Genomic DNA, 14,664 nt, shown 5'->3' with positions numbered 1-14,664 from the left:
AACTCTATGGTTCGAAAAACCAGCGAAGTTTGGCACGTAGAAACAGAAAGGCCCGCCAGATGGCGGGCCTAAAGTTGTTACACGACGCTTCTGTCAGAGCGGTTTACCGCGATTACCATGCTGGCTGACAAACGCCTGTATGGCTTTCAGGTCATTTGGCAGAACCGTACAGCGCTCGTCCCGCTCGAACAAATCAGACAAATGTGCAGGCAGTTCAAGCGCTTTTCCTACACCGGCTTTCTCCACCGCCTCCGGAAACTTGACCGGATGCGCCGTGCCCAGAATCACCATCGGCGTGTCCAGACTGCGGCGGCATTCGCGCGCAGCCTTCACCCCGATAGCAGTATGCGGGTCGAGCAACTCGCCGGTGCTGGCGAACACTTCGGCGATGGTCGTGCAGGTGTCTTCATCACTGACCGCCAGCGAATCGAACAGTTTGCGGGTCTCGGTCCAGCGCTCTTCTTCGACGCTGAAACCGCCGCCCTGGCGGAACGTGCTCATCAACTCGGCAATGGCAGCGCCGTTACGACCGTGCATGTCGAACAGCAGGCGCTCGAAGTTGGACGACACCATGATGTCCATGGAAGGCGACAGCGTGGCGTGCAGCGTTTCCTTGACGTACTGATTGCCGCTCATGAAGCGGTGCAGGATGTCGTTGCGGTTGGTGGCGACGATCAACTGGTTGATCGGCAGCCCCATGTTGCGCGCCAGATAACCGGCAAAGATATCGCCGAAGTTACCGGTCGGTACCGAGAACGATACCGAACGCGCAGGTCCGCCCAGCTGCAGCGACGCGTGGAAGTAGTAAACGATCTGGGCCATGATCCGCGCCCAGTTGATCGAGTTGACCGCGACCAGCGGTGTGCCCTTCAGGAAGCTTTGGTCAGCGAAGCTGGCCTTGACCATTTCCTGGCAGTCGTCGAAGTTGCCTTCGACTGCAATGTTATGAATGTTGTCGCCGAAGATGGTGGTCATCTGCCGACGTTGTACATCCGATACCCGGTTGTTCGGGTGCAGGATGAAAATGTCGACGTTATCGCAGCGACGGCAGCCTTCGATTGCCGCAGAACCGGTGTCGCCCGAGGTCGCGCCGATGATCACGACACGCTGGCCACGCTTGGCCAGAATGTAGTCGAGCAGGCGGCCAAGCAGTTGCAGTGCGAAGTCCTTGAAGGCCAGTGTCGGACCATGGAACAGTTCGAGCACCCACTCGTTGCCTTGCAGCTGGCGCAGCGGCGCAACAGCACTGTGGGCAAACACGCCATAGGTCTCTTCGAGAATCTTTTTGAAGTCGGCATCCGGGATGCTGCCAGCCACGAAGGGGCGCATCACCCGGAAGGCGAGTTCGTGATAAGGCAGACCTGCCCACGAAGCGATCTCTTCCTGTGTGAAGCGCGGCAGGTTTTCCGGCACGTAGAGGCCGCCATCGCTGGCCAGACCAGTCAACAGCACGTCTTCGAAATTCAGGGCCGGCGCCTGGCCGCGAGTACTGATATAGCGCATGGGATCAAACCTTTGGTCTGTGCTGAAAGCCAGGGCTCCAAGGCTGCAAGGTCGAAACGACCGGCTTGCAGCCTGGAGCTGAGAGCTTGCAGTTGATGTTAATTAAGGTGCTCGACGCGGATACGAACCACCGGGCCAACCACGTCCTGCAGGGCTTCCAGGGCTTGAATGGCGTCATTGATACGCTGCTCCACTACCCGGTGTGTCAACAGGATCATCGGCACCAGGCCATCGTGTTCTTCGACATCCTTTTGCATGATCGATTCGATGTTGATACCACGCTCGGACAGGATGCTCGCGACCTGAGCCAGCACGCCCGGGTGATCCTTGGCCTGAATGCGCAGGTAATAGGCGCTCTCGCAGGCTTCGATCGGCAGGATCGGGTGGGCGGACAACGAATCTGGCTGGAAGGCCAGATGAGGCACGCGATTTTCGGGGTCGGAGGTCATCGCACGAACCACATCGACCAGATCGGCCACCACCGAAGATGCAGTGGGCTCCATGCCGGCACCTGCACCGTAGAACAGCGTCGAGCCAGACGCATCGCCATTGACCATCACAGCGTTCATGACGCCGTTGACGTTGGCGATCAGGCGATCGGCCGGGATCAACGTCGGGTGTACGCGCAGTTCGATGCCTTGAGACGTGCTGCGTGCAACGCCCAGGTGCTTGATGCGATAGCCCAGCGCTTCGGCATAATTGACGTCTGCAGTCGTCAGCTTGGTGATGCCTTCGGTGTAGGCCTTGTCGAACTGCAGCGGAATGCCGAAGGCAATGGAGGCAAGGATGGTCAGCTTATGCGCTGCGTCGATACCTTCGACGTCGAATGTCGGGTCGGCCTCGGCATAACCCAGCGCCTGAGCTTCAGCCAGCACATCCGGGAACGTACGGCCCTTCTCGCGCATTTCGGTGAGGATAAAGTTGCCAGTGCCGTTGATGATGCCGGCAACCCAGTTGATGCGGTTTGCCGACAGGCCTTCGCGGATGGCCTTGATGACCGGAATACCACCTGCAACAGCTGCTTCAAAAGCGACGATAACGCCCTTCTCACGCGCCTTGGCGAAGATTTCGTTGCCATGCACAGCGATCAGCGCCTTGTTGGCGGTCACCACGTGCTTGCCGTTTTCGATGGCCTTGAGCACCAGGTCGCGGGCAACGGTATAGCCGCCGATCAGTTCCACGACGATGTCGATTTCAGGGTTGGTCGCAATGGCAAACACATCGCTGGTGGTCGGCGTACCGGTAATCTGGCAATTGGGGTTTGGTGTACGAACCGCAATTTGCGCAACTTCGATTCCACGCCCGGCACGGCGGGCAATCTCCTCGGCGTTACGCTGAAGTACGTTGAAAGTACCGCCACCGACAGTACCCAGCCCACATATGCCTACTTTGACCGGTTTCACTGATGAACTCCCCGAAAAACAGCCGAACCTGAATCGGCTGTGGAAAAACGGCCGCATGGCGCCATGCGGCTGAAATTTTGACGACACTCCGGCTGCTTGCGCCCTGTCTGCACAAGGCGCGTCTGAAAACACCGGCTTATTTGGCGCCCAGTGCCAGCTTGGCAACCTGCGCCGCAGGCTGATAGCCCGGAATCACCTGACCGTCGGCCAGGACAATCGCAGGCGTGCCGTTGACGCCGATCGACTGGCCGAGCTCATATTGCTTGCTGACCGGATTGTCGCATTTGGCGGCCTTGATGTCCTTGCCATCGACCATGCGGTCCATCGCGCCTTTGCGGTCCTTGGAGCACCAGACGGCCTGCAACTGCTCGTCACCCGGAGAGCCAAGCCCCTGACGCGGGAAGGCCAGGTAACGGACTTCGACACCCATCTTGTTCAACTGAGCGACTTCCTGATGCAGCTTGTGGCAATACGGGCAGGTGGTGTCGGTGAATACCGTGATGTGCGACTTGGTCTCGCCCACCGCCGGATAGATCACCATCTCGGAAGCAGGAATGGCATTGATGGTCTTGGAAATGGCCAGACGCTCGGTCTTCTCGGTCAGGTTGACCGGCTTGCCGTTCTGCACCTGAAACAGGTAACCCTGCACCACGAACTGACCGTCGGCGCTGGCGTACAGGACGCGGCCGCCCTTGAGCTTCACTTCATAGAGGCCATTGAGCGGGCTCGGCGAAATACTCTCGACCGGCAGCTGCAATTCCAGCGAGTCGAGCGTCTTGCGGATGGCCTGATCGGGGGCTGCATCCGCCAGGGCAGAGATACTGAAGGTGCCGGCCAGCATCAAAGCGGCGGCAGCGAAAATCTGTGGCAAACGCATGAAAACTCCTATGACGGCGGACAGGCTGGCAACTGTCGAAAAAAGGCGTGCCAGCCTTGATAGGCGAAACCGGCAAAGCCTACCACATAAGGCTCGCGGGGCCGACTCGGAGCGACGTAAGAAGCTTCGCAAAATACGTCGTGAATCAACCGCGCGGATGATGCTTGGCATGCAATTCCTGCAACCGCGCCCGCGCCACATGGGTGTAGATCTGGGTCGTCGACAGATCGCTGTGCCCGAGCAACATCTGCACGACACGCAAGTCAGCGCCGTGATTGAGCAGATGGGTGGCGAAGGCATGGCGCAGGGTGTGCGGTGACAGGGATTTGCCGATGCCGGCAACCGTCGCCTGATGCTTGATACGGTGCCAGAAAGTCTGGCGGGTCATCTGGTCGCCGCGGGTGCTGGGGAACAGTACGTCGCTGGGCTTTCCGCCCAGCAACTCGTCGCGGGCACCGCGCAGGTAACGCTCGACCCAGACGATGGACTCTTCGCCCATGGGCACCAGTCGCTCCTTGCTGCCTTTGCCCATCACGCGCAGCACGCCCTGACGCAGATTGACCTGCTCCAGGGTCAGGCTGATCAGTTCGGTCACGCGCAGACCGCAGGCATACAGCACCTCAAGCATGGCGCGGTCACGTTCGCCGATGGGTTCGCTCAGGTCGGGAGCAGCAAGCAATGCTTCGACATCGGCTTCGGAAAGCGATTTGGGCAACGGTTTGCCCAACTGAGGCATGTCGATCTGCAGGGTAGGATCGACGGAAATCAGCTTTTCGCGCAGCAGATAGCGGTAGAAGCCACGTGCGCCGGACAGGAAACGCGCCGTGGAGCGAGGCTTGTAGGCATTCTCAACGCGCCAGGCAAGATGATCGAGGATGACTTCGCGCCCGGCACTGATCAGGTCAACGTTGCGCTCCTGCAGCCAGCCGTTGAACAGCGCCAGATCACTGCGGTAAGAATCCCGGGTATTGTCGGACAGCCCCTTCTCAAGCCAGAGCGCGTCCAGAAACCGGTCAATCAGCGGGTGGTCGATGGCAGCCATGTTCACTCAGTGCATGTGTCGGTAGACAAGGGATGAATCATCAAACAACAGACAGCAAAAAGGCAGCCCTGAGGCTGCCTTTTTTATGCATCGAAAAACTGTATCAGGACAGTTTTTCCTTGATGCGCGCTGCTTTACCGGACAGGTCACGCAGGTAGTACAGTTTGGCCTTGCGAACGTCACCGCGACGTTTCACAGCCATGCTGTCGATTTGCGGGCTGTAAGTCTGGAAAGTACGCTCAACGCCAACGCCGTTGGAGATTTTACGAACAGTGAAAGCACTGTTCACGCCACGGTTACGCTTGGCAATTACAACGCCTTCGAATGCTTGCAGACGAGCGCGGTCGCCTTCCTTCACTTTAACCTGGACGACGATGGTGTCGCCTGGTGCAAAGGTAGGGATCTCTTTGGTCATCTGCTCTGCTTCGAGGGCAAGAATGATTTTGTTAGTCATGCTGGTGCTCCTAAGGTAATCCGTCTGGATCGACCATCGATACGTTAACTATCGTCCCGCTCGCGGATGTATTCCGCCAGCAGCTTCTTCTCTTCTCCAGAAAGCGAGCGGCTTTCCAGAAGATCAGCGCGTCGTTCATAGGTCCGCCCAAGGGACTGCTGTAAACGCCAACGCCGGATGTGCGCGTGATTGCCACTTAGCAACACGTCGGGAACACGCTGATCCGCATACACCTCAGGTCGGGTGTAATGCGGGCAATCCAGCAGACCGTCCGTGAAGGAATCTTCCTCCGCGGAGTCCACATGCCCTAAAGCTCCAGGCAGCAGCCGCGTAACCGCGTCAATCAGGACCATCGCCGGCAGCTCGCCACCGGAAAGAACATAGTCACCAATCGACCACTCTTCATCGACATGAGCATCAATAAAACGCTCGTCAATGCCTTCATAACGACCGGCGATGAGGATAATCGCTTCCTCCTGCGCCAGTTCGCGTACCGCAGACTGATTCAGCTGGCGGCCTTGTGGCGACAGGTAAATCACCTTCGCCGCATCCCCTGCCGCTTGCCTGGCCTGAACCAGAGCATCTTCAAGGGGCTTGATCTTCATCACCATGCCCGGACCACCGCCAAATGGGCGATCATCCACAGTGTGATGGCGATCAGTGGTGTAATCCCGCGGATTCCAACAAGTGAGCTGCAACAGCCCTTGTTTCACCGCACGGCTGGTAATGCCGTATTCGCTGATGGCGGAAAACATCTCGGGAAACAGACTGATGACTTCTATGCGCAGGCTGGCCATGGCATTCAGAAGTCCGCGTCCCAATCCACCTTCATCTCGCCAGCAGCCAGATCGATTGCCAACACGCATTGCTCTGTATAGGGCAACAGGCGTTCACGATCATCCAGGCTACCCGCGCAGGGCTTTACAACCATTACATCGTTCGAACCGGTTTCGAGCAGGTGATCGATTTTCCCGAGCAATTGCCCGAGTTGGTCGATGACCTTCAGGCCTTCAAGCTGGTACCAGTAGTACTCGCCATCGTCCAGATCAGGGAACAGGTTACGCGGCACGCAGATTTCGTAACCGGACAGAAGACGTGCTTCTTCACGATCATCGAGACCCTTGAGCTTTGTGACCAGAAACTTGCTTTGCAAGCGTCCGCTGACCAGCTCCACCTGTTTATCAACGCTGCCTTCGCGCCGAAGCGTCCAGGTTTTGTAGTCCAACAGGTTTCCAATCGGATCAGTAAAGGAATAAACCTTCACTTCGCCGCGAACGCCATGAACCGAGTAAATCTTGCCAATGACGATCAGATCGTCGGCAGATGCAGGCGTCGCGCTCATAAGACTCAGGCCGCGGCCTTGGTCTTGTTGTGCTCTTTGAGCAGCTGGGCAACGCGCTCGGAAGTTTGTGCACCCACGCTCAACCAGTAGTTGACGCGTTCTTCGTTAACGGACAAACGGATTTCCTGACCACGGGCAACCGGGTTGAAGAAACCAACCTGTTCCTTGTGGGAACCGTCACGAGCGTTGCGGCTGTCGGTTACGGTCAGGTGGTAAAACGGGCGCTTTTTGGAGCCGCCAAGGGCAAGACGGATGGTTAGCATTGAACATCGTTCCTGTAGTCGGTGCTGCAAATCTAAGATGCACAGCGGGCATAGGTGCCCGAAAGGCCGCATATTCTAAGGAATATCCCGACTTTTGCAAATGTCTTTTTCCGGCGCCTATCGGCATGCCTTCCAGATTTGCGAGGGAGCTGTCGGTATGACAGCCGGCAAAAGCCCGCATAGTGCGGGCTGACTGGGGGTCACCCCCCAGATGGGACGCGTGCAAAGCCTCTTGCACGCGACGCAATTACATTTTTGGCATGCCGCCGCCGGGGAACATTCCACCCATGCCGCGCATCATTTTGGCCATTCCGCCCTTAGCGGAGAATTTCTTCATCATCTTCTGCATCTGCTTGTGCTGCTTGATCAGACGCCCGATGTCCTGAACCTGAGTGCCCGAACCCATCGCAATGCGGCGCTTGCGCGAACCACTGACCAGATCCGGATCACGGCGCTCGGCAGGGGTCATCGAGTTGATGATGGCTTCCATCTGCTTGAACTGTTTTTCCGCTGCGCCCTGGGCGTTGCCCATCTGCGACAGGTTGACGCCGCCGATGCTCGGCAGTTTGTCCATCAGGCCGCCAAGGCCACCCATGTTCTTCATCTGCTGCAGCTGGTCGCGGAAGTCTTCGAGGTCGAAGCCCTTGCCCTTCTTGAGCTTTTTCGCCAGCTTGTCGGCCTTGTCCTTGTCGAGGGTCTGTTCGGCCTGCTCGATAAGGCTGAGCACATCGCCCATGCCGAGGATGCGCGACGCGATGCGGTCCGGGTGAAACGGCTCCAGCGCGTCGCTCTTCTCGCCCATACCGATGAACTTGATCGGCTTGCCGGTAATGGCACGCACCGACAACGCCGCACCACCGCGCGCATCACCGTCGACCTTGGTGAGGATCACGCCGGTCAGCGGCAGTGCGTCACCGAAGGCCTTGGCGGTGTTGGCAGCATCCTGGCCGGTCATGGCATCGACCACGAACAGCGTCTCGGCCGGTTTGACCGCCGCGTGCAGCGCCTGAATCTCGCCCATCATCTCGACATCGACGTGCAAACGACCGGCAGTGTCGACGATGACCACGTCAATGAACTTGAGCCTGGCTTCTTTAATGGCCGCCTGGGCGATGTCCACCGGCTTCTGGCTGATGTCGGAGGCGAAGAACGTCACGCCGATGTCGTTGGCCAGGGTTTCGAGCTGCTTGATGGCCGCGGGACGATAAACGTCGACCGACACCACCATCACGGTTTTCTTCTTGCGCTCTTTAAGGAAGCGCGCCAGCTTGCCGGCAGTGGTGGTCTTGCCCGCCCCCTGCAAACCCGCCATCAGGATGACGGCAGGCGGCGTGACGTTGAGCACCAGGTCTTCGTTGGCCGCACCCATCAGGCTTTCGAGTTCGGCCTGGACGATCTTCACGAACGCCTGACCCGGGGTCAGGCTGCGCGACACCTCAGTGCCGACGGCGCGTTCCTTGACGTTGTTGACGAAGTCTTTGACCACCGGCAAGGCGACGTCGGCTTCGAGCAACGCCATACGCACTTCGCGCAAGGTATCTTTGATGTTGTCCTCGTTCAGCTTGGCCTTGCCAGTAACATGGCGCAGCGTCTGCGAGAGGCGGTCAGTCAGATTTTCAAACATGCGCGATCCTTTCAGGCTCTCGTCGAACCCCGGTTGATGCGGCCCGGCCCGTAATGCAGAAATGGCGCTCGGCGAGCCTGCGGCTTGAGCAGGTCGCAGATTATAGCGAAGACTCCGTCGCACGGACACCACGCAGACTGCTTCTGTGGTCTTTCGTGATTTACCGGTTCTATGCCAAACTCAGCGTCTTTTCAGGCCCGTCCATCAGGATCTATGTCCCCTTTGCCACCCAGCCTGCTTCCCAGCCTCGCCGCCGCCATCATTTATGCCGCTGCGACCGTCTATCAGAGCCTGCGCCTGAGCCAGGCCGTCAAGCCCGACAAGCGGCTGCTTTGCCTGCTCGGTACGCTGGCGGTCATCGCACATGCCATTGGTCTGTTTTCCCAACTGACGCACTCGGTCGGCCTTGGCCTGGACTTTTTCAACTCCGCCAGCCTTATCGCGGCTTCGGTGATCGTCGTCACCCTGATCGCCACGTCGCGCATCCCGGTGGAAAACCTGCTGGTGCTGTTGTTCCCGCTGGGCATGGTTACTGTATTGCTCGCCCAGTTCGCCCCTAGCGGCACCGTGCAGCCGATTATGGAAGAGCCCGGCATACTCAGCCACATCCTGCTGTCGCTGCTGGCTTACGGGATGTTTACCATTGCTGCATTCCAGGCATTGCTGCTGCTGTTGCAGGACTATCGCCTCAAGCACAAGCACCCTTCCGGGCTGATCAAGAACTTCCCGCCGTTGCAAACCATGGAAAGCCTGCTGTTCGGCTTCCTGTGGGCTGGCTGGTCGTTGCTCTCGCTGTCGCTGATTTCCGGCTGGCTGTTCGTCGAAAACCTGTTTGCCCAGCATCTGGTGCACAAGACCCTGCTGGCCTGCCTGGCCTGGATCGTGTTCAGTGTGCTGCTATGGGGCCGTAACCGCCTTGGATGGCGTGGGCACAAGGCTATTCGCTGGACCCTGGGCGGCTTCTGCCTGCTGATGCTCGCCTATTTCGGCAGCAAGCTGGTACGCGAATTCATCCTGCACATCTGACGGGCCCTGATCATGGATAATCTGCCCCTGGGCCCGTTGCTCGGTGTCCTCGCTCTACTGCTGCTGTGGGCCGGCCTGCTGACCGCGGTCGAGGCCGCTCATCATCAGGTCAAGGCGATGCGCGCCGCCAGCCGCCCGGAAAAGTCGGCGCCGCTCCCCGAGCTGGCGTTCAACCTGAACAGTCTGATTCTGGGCAATACCCTGATCAGGGTACTGATCACCGTCATCGCGACGCTTATCGCCGCCAATTACTGGTTCTACAACGGTCCGACCGTGGCCTGGCTCGCTACCATGAGCGTCATGCTGGTCTTCGCTGAATACATGCCGCGTCGCTTGGCGAACCGCCACCCCGTCTCGACACTGCTGCTGGGCAACAGTGTGCTGCGCATTCCGATGAAGATCGTCTGGCCGCTGGCCTACGTGTTCAATGTTCTGGCCAAGACGCTGCTGCGCCCCTTCCTGTCACGTGCTGTACAGCAGCAGGATCAGGCCTTCGAAGACGATACGCAAAACACTCCACGCAACGATGCTGCCCAGGAATATTCGCCACGCGCCAGCGTGCTCTCAGGGATTCGTGCGCTGGACAGCATTACGGTCAATGACATACTGATCCCGCGCAACGAAGTGGACGGCGTCAACCTTGATGACCCCATGGAAATGATCATCGAGCGCCTGATCATTTCACGGCACACGCGCCTGCCGGTTTATCACAACGACATCAATCAGGTGCAAGGCGTCATCAATACCCGTGACATCAGCCACCTGCTGCCCAAGGGCACCTTGACCAAGGAGCAGTTGCTGGCGGTCTGCTACGAGCCTTATTTCGTGCCGGAAAGCACCCCGTTGCAGTTGCAGTTGCTGAATTTCCACAAACAGCAACGGCGTCTCGGCGTGGTGGTCGATGAATACGGCGAAGTGCTGGGCATCGTCACCCTCGAGGATATTCTCGAAGAGATTGTCGGCGAGTTCGAAAGCGAGCAGCGACTGGATAACCCGCACGTCAAACAACAGGACGACGGGCGTCTGGAAGTCGAAGGCGCAGCGTCCATCCGCGATTTGAACAAGAGCCTTGGCTGGCACCTGCCCTCAGACGGTCCGAAAACTGTCAACGGGCTGGTTACCGAAGCACTCGAGACCATCCCGGACGCTCCGGTGTGCTTGAAGATAGGACCTTACCGACTGGAAATCCTCGAGACCGAGGACAACCGCGTCAAGCGTGTCGCCATGTGGCAGAACACGCTGGTCCGCACCTTCAAATAGCTAAATAGCTGTCTGCCTTCAAATAGATTCCTGCACCGCCCTTGCCTCTCGACCCATTCGGGTTAATCTGCTCGACGCTGTAACCACAATCACAATAAATGCACGCTTGCCGGAGTACGGTCGTTGCCGACCGGCGAGTCGACTGTCAGGAAATCCGCATGACCAGCACCCTGCTCTCTCGCGAAGACCAAGACGCGCCCGCAAATCCGGTGAATTCGACAACCCGCGTCGCTACGGCCAGCTTCATCGGCACAGCCATCGAGTTCTACGACTTTTACGTTTATGCCACCGCCGCCGCTCTGGTGATCGGTCCGGTATTTTTCCCACAGACCTCGGGCACCGCCCAGATGCTGTCGTCATTTCTGACCTTCGGCATCGCCTTTCTCGCTCGCCCCCTGGGGTCGGCGCTGTTCGGTCACTTCGGCGACCGGATCGGACGCAAGTCGACGCTGGTGGCCTCGCTGCTGTTGATGGGTATCTGCACCACGCTGATCGGCGTATTACCCGGTTACGCGACGATCGGGGCATGGGCGCCGATTCTGTTATGTGTGCTGCGTTTCGGTCAGGGACTTGGCCTGGGTGGCGAATGGGGTGGCGCGGCGCTGCTGGCGACCGAGAATGCCCCGAAAGGCAAGCGCGCCTGGTTCGGCATGTTTCCGCAACTGGGCCCTTCGATCGGCTTCCTCGCCGCCAACGGCCTGTTTCTGGCGCTGGCCATGACCCTGGATGACGAGCAGTTCCGTTCGTGGGGCTGGCGGATTCCATTTCTGCTCAGTGCCGTACTGGTCATGGTCGGGCTTTACGTGCGCCTGAAGCTGGAAGAAACACCCGTGTTCGCCAAGGCCATGGCTCGTCACCAACGGGTCAGCCTGCCAATCGTGGAGACCTTCAGCCAGCACTGGAAACCCATGCTGCTCGGTGCAGCGTCGATGGTGGTCTGCTACGCGCTGTTTTATATCTCAACGGTGTTTTCGTTGAGCTACGGCGTGGCCACTCTGGGCTATACCCGTGAGACATTCCTGGGGCTGCTGTGCTTTGCGGTGCTTTTCATGGCGGCGGCAACACCACTGGCCGCACTGGCGAGTGATCGCTTCGGGCGCAAGCCAGTGTTAATTGCGGGTGGTGTGCTGGCGATCCTGTCAGGTTTCACCATGGAGCCGCTGTTGACCCACGGCAGCACCTGGGCTGTGGCGCTGTTTCTGTGCATCGAACTGTTTCTGATGGGCATCACGTTCGCCCCGATGGGCGCGCTGCTACCGGAGCTGTTCCCAACGCAGGTCCGCTACACCGGGGCATCGGCGGCCTACAACCTGGGTGGAATCGTCGGAGCGTCGGTCGCCCCCTTCTTCGCCCAGAAACTGGTGGCGATGGGTGGCCTGAGTTGGGTGGGCGGGTATGTGTCTGCAGCAGCGCTGATCAGCGTGCTGGCGGTGTTGAGCCTGAAAGAGACGAGAGATAGAGAGCTTTGAGCTGCAAGCTGCAAGCTGCAAGCCTCAAGAAAAAGCGTGGTGCTCTTTCTTGTAGCTTGAGGCTTGAGGCTTACCGCTGCGCCCCTACAGTTCTACGTTTACCGCCTGCGATGCCCTGGTCGCTTTGGCCCGGGCCTCTTCGATGGACTCGTCACGCGCCAGGGCAACGCCCATGCGCCGTTGACCGTTGACTTCCGGCTTGCCAAACAAACGCAATGCAGTATCAGGCTCGGCCAGTGCAGCGCCGAGGTTGGCGAAAGCGGTTTGCGTGGAGTGGCCTTCGACCAGAATCACTGCCGAAGCCGACGGGCCGAACTGGCGGATCAACGGAATCGGCAGGCCAAGAATCGCGCGCGCGTGCAGAGCAAACTGCGACAGGTCCTGAGAAATCAGTGTCACCAGACCGGTGTCGTGCGGGCGCGGCGAGACTTCGCTGAACCACACCTGATCGCCCTTGATAAACAGTTCGACGCCAAACATCCCGCGCCCACCCAATGCCTCGGTCACCGCCTTGGCAACCCGCTCGGACTCTGCCAGTGCAACCGGGCTCATGGCCTGCGGCTGCCAGGATTCCTGATAGTCGCCCTTTTCCTGACGATGCCCAACCGGCGCGCAGAACGTGGTGCCACCGATGTGACGCACGGTCAGCAGGGTGATTTCGTAATCGAAGTCGATGAACCCTTCGACGATGACGCGCCCCTTGCCAGCGCGACCGCCCTCTTGCGCGTAATCCCAGGCTTTCTGTACGTCATCGGTGCTCTTGAGCAGGCTCTGCCCTTTGCCCGAAGAACTCATGACCGGCTTGACCACACACGGGAAACCGAGGTCTTCGACCGCCTTGCTGTACGCCTCGAAGGTGTCGGCAAAGTGGTAAGGCGAGGTCGGCAGCTTCAGCTCTTCGGCTGCCAGACGACGAATGCCTTCGCGGTTCATGGTCAACTGCGCGGCACGTGCGGTCGGGATCACGGTGAAACCTTCGGCCTCAAGCTCGACCAGCGTCGAGGTGGCGATGGCTTCGATTTCCGGAACGATGAAATGCGGCTTCTCGGCCTCGATGACTGCGCGCAGTGCCGCACCGTCGAGCATGTTGATCACATGGCTGCGATGAGCGACCTGCATGGCCGGCGCGTTCTCGTAACGGTCAACAGCGATCACTTCAACGCCGAGGCGCTGCAGCTCGATCACGACTTCCTTGCCCAGTTCGCCGCTGCCGCAGAACAGTACGCGCGTCGCGGTGGGCGACAGTGGAGTTCCGATTTGAGTCATCTCAGGTCCTCGTGAAGCAGATGTCGAGGGCTGCCCGCCGTATGCAAGCAACCGCTGTGAAGAAAGGCGCGCAATTTACCACGAAGCCCCGGCAAATGGGCGCTCAGCCTGGACAGGCACTGTTGCGCGCCCGCCAGGCCATGATCATCCAGACAATGGTAACGCCGGCGAACTTCGATGCCAGCGCGGTGAGCACGACCGGCGCCGTCAGGGCGTCGATCATGCCGAAGAAGATAAAGGTATCCAGTGGAATGCTGAGTGCCGAGCTGATCCACAACCGATCACGTAACGGGCGTCTGGTAATGCTGAACACCAGCCAGTCAATGCATTCGGAAACCGCGAACGCCGTAGCGCTGGCCAGGGCGATGGTGGGGTCGCTGGTGACATATGACAGAACCAGCGCCACCAGCATGGCAATGATCGCGCCGTGGCCAAAGCGAATCTGCACCATGTCCCGCAACACGAACACCAACCCGCCCCAGGCAGACCAGATCATGTCCAGATGCGGCGCACTGGAAAAGGCGAAGTTGATCAGCACGACACTGCTGATGTAGGCGATCAGGAAAAGCATAGAGGGTTTGGGCCTGTGCAAGCGAGCGGCAATGATAGCAAACGCGGACAAGAGCCGCGCCCAAGCGAAAACGAAAGCATTATTTCTGACGCAGGAAATGCATCGACTGCACCACCCTCTTCGCGAACAAGTTCGCTCCTACAAAAGCTCGCGGATACCCCCTGTAGGAGATTCTATGGTTTTGGGAAAGCCCTCAAGCCACTTTTGTTTGATATTCGCTCTGGTTCTTTAACAGAGCGAAGACTACTCGAGCCAACTTTCGGGAGAGCATGACCAGCGCTTGAGTTGTACTAAAGCCACGCTTTCTCTGCTCTTCATAAAAAGGCTTCCAGGCCGGCGTACGGCTCCCGGACATAGCCGCGTTGTGCAGCAACCGTCGGGCTTCTGGATCGCCGCGTTTGGTCAATCGACGAGGTCCATCACTTTGCCCTGATTTGGATACTCTCAGGTCCAGCCCAAGAAACGCGATAAAGGCGTTCGCTCCGCTGAACTCGCCTCGCTGAAAAGAAGTGACCAAGCGAGCTGCAGTCAGAAAGCCGATCCCTTCTACTTTCATACAGCGGT

General features: G+C 58.9%; 15 protein-coding genes. 3 read left to right on the top strand and 12 right to left on the bottom strand.

Going from position 1 to position 14,664, the window contains the following annotated elements; genetic code table 11:
* Window positions 1–93: 93 nt before the first annotated feature.
* The 9 genes from thrC to ffh all read right to left on the bottom strand — a co-directional run bounded on the left by thrC (window position 94) and on the right by ffh (window position 8,508).
* Window positions 94–1,503, bottom strand: a complete 1,410-nt coding sequence (gene thrC, locus JOE39_RS00075) for a threonine synthase (protein WP_210078069.1) — start codon at window positions 1,501–1,503, stop codon at window positions 94–96.
* A 98-nt stretch (window positions 1,504–1,601) separates the two neighbouring features.
* Entirely contained in the window at window positions 1,602–2,906 is a 1,305-nt protein-coding gene (locus JOE39_RS00070; protein ID WP_003314229.1) for a homoserine dehydrogenase, read from the bottom strand.
* 136 nt (window positions 2,907–3,042) lie between these two features.
* On the bottom strand, window positions 3,043–3,783 hold the full coding sequence (gene dsbC, locus JOE39_RS00065; protein ID WP_010416035.1) for a bifunctional protein-disulfide isomerase/oxidoreductase DsbC: 741 nt from the start codon (window positions 3,781–3,783) through the stop codon (window positions 3,043–3,045).
* Window positions 3,784–3,928: 145 nt separating this feature from the next.
* Entirely contained in the window at window positions 3,929–4,825 is an 897-nt protein-coding gene (gene xerD / locus JOE39_RS00060) for a site-specific tyrosine recombinase XerD (RefSeq protein ID WP_003391200.1), read from the bottom strand.
* A gap of 103 nt (window positions 4,826–4,928) precedes the next feature.
* Window positions 4,929–5,279: a 50S ribosomal protein L19 gene (gene rplS / locus JOE39_RS00055; protein WP_002552524.1), complete on the bottom strand. Its 351-nt coding sequence runs from the start codon at window positions 5,277–5,279 to the stop codon at window positions 4,929–4,931.
* Between the two features lie 44 nt (window positions 5,280–5,323).
* On the bottom strand, window positions 5,324–6,076 hold the full coding sequence (gene trmD, locus JOE39_RS00050; protein WP_002552523.1) for a tRNA (guanosine(37)-N1)-methyltransferase TrmD: 753 nt from the start codon (window positions 6,074–6,076) through the stop codon (window positions 5,324–5,326).
* Window positions 6,077–6,081: 5 nt separating this feature from the next.
* Complete coding sequence (rimM, locus tag JOE39_RS00045; RefSeq protein WP_210078071.1) at window positions 6,082–6,621, bottom strand: ribosome maturation factor RimM; 540 nt, start codon at window positions 6,619–6,621, stop codon at window positions 6,082–6,084.
* 5 nt (window positions 6,622–6,626) lie between these two features.
* Window positions 6,627–6,884 carry a 30S ribosomal protein S16 gene (rpsP, locus tag JOE39_RS00040; protein ID WP_002552521.1) on the bottom strand — a complete coding sequence of 86 codons (258 nt, stop codon included), beginning with the start codon at window positions 6,882–6,884 and terminating at the stop codon, window positions 6,627–6,629.
* A gap of 247 nt (window positions 6,885–7,131) precedes the next feature.
* The gene (ffh, locus tag JOE39_RS00035; RefSeq protein ID WP_003314224.1) at window positions 7,132–8,508 is read right to left on the bottom strand and encodes a signal recognition particle protein; all 1,377 of its coding nucleotides are present in this window, start codon (window positions 8,506–8,508) and stop codon (window positions 7,132–7,134) included.
* A 213-nt stretch (window positions 8,509–8,721) separates the two neighbouring features.
* Here ffh and ccsA point away from each other — a divergent pair, with 213 nt between their 5' ends.
* The 3 genes from ccsA to JOE39_RS00020 all read left to right on the top strand — a co-directional run bounded on the left by ccsA (window position 8,722) and on the right by JOE39_RS00020 (window position 12,263).
* Window positions 8,722–9,534, top strand: a complete 813-nt coding sequence (gene ccsA, locus JOE39_RS00030; RefSeq protein WP_003314223.1) for a cytochrome c biogenesis protein CcsA — start codon at window positions 8,722–8,724, stop codon at window positions 9,532–9,534.
* Between the two features lie 12 nt (window positions 9,535–9,546).
* Complete coding sequence (locus tag JOE39_RS00025; RefSeq protein ID WP_003314221.1) at window positions 9,547–10,794, top strand: transporter associated domain-containing protein; 1,248 nt, start codon at window positions 9,547–9,549, stop codon at window positions 10,792–10,794.
* A gap of 158 nt (window positions 10,795–10,952) precedes the next feature.
* The gene (locus tag JOE39_RS00020; RefSeq protein ID WP_096133411.1) at window positions 10,953–12,263 is read left to right on the top strand and encodes an MFS transporter; all 1,311 of its coding nucleotides are present in this window, start codon (window positions 10,953–10,955) and stop codon (window positions 12,261–12,263) included.
* A gap of 84 nt (window positions 12,264–12,347) precedes the next feature.
* On the opposite strand, the gene purT is transcribed toward JOE39_RS00020, so the two are convergent.
* The 3 genes from purT to JOE39_RS00005 form a co-directional block, all read right to left on the bottom strand.
* Entirely contained in the window at window positions 12,348–13,529 is a 1,182-nt protein-coding gene (gene purT, locus JOE39_RS00015; RefSeq protein WP_024664774.1) for a formate-dependent phosphoribosylglycinamide formyltransferase, read from the bottom strand.
* A gap of 103 nt (window positions 13,530–13,632) precedes the next feature.
* Window positions 13,633–14,100 (bottom strand): preQ0 transporter, encoded by a 468-nt coding sequence (locus tag JOE39_RS00010; RefSeq protein ID WP_003391204.1) that lies wholly within the window; start codon window positions 14,098–14,100, stop codon window positions 13,633–13,635.
* A 193-nt stretch (window positions 14,101–14,293) separates the two neighbouring features.
* The coding region (locus JOE39_RS00005) for a transposase (RefSeq protein WP_210080206.1) at window positions 14,294–14,664 on the bottom strand (371 nt) is incomplete at its 5' end.

The organism is Pseudomonas sp. PvP100 (assembly GCF_017833055.1).
Taxonomy (GTDB): Bacteria; Pseudomonadota; Gammaproteobacteria; order Pseudomonadales; family Pseudomonadaceae; genus Aquipseudomonas; species Aquipseudomonas syringae.
The sequence above is the reverse complement of the archived record's forward strand: the minus strand, read 5'-3'. Positions and strand labels throughout refer to the sequence as shown.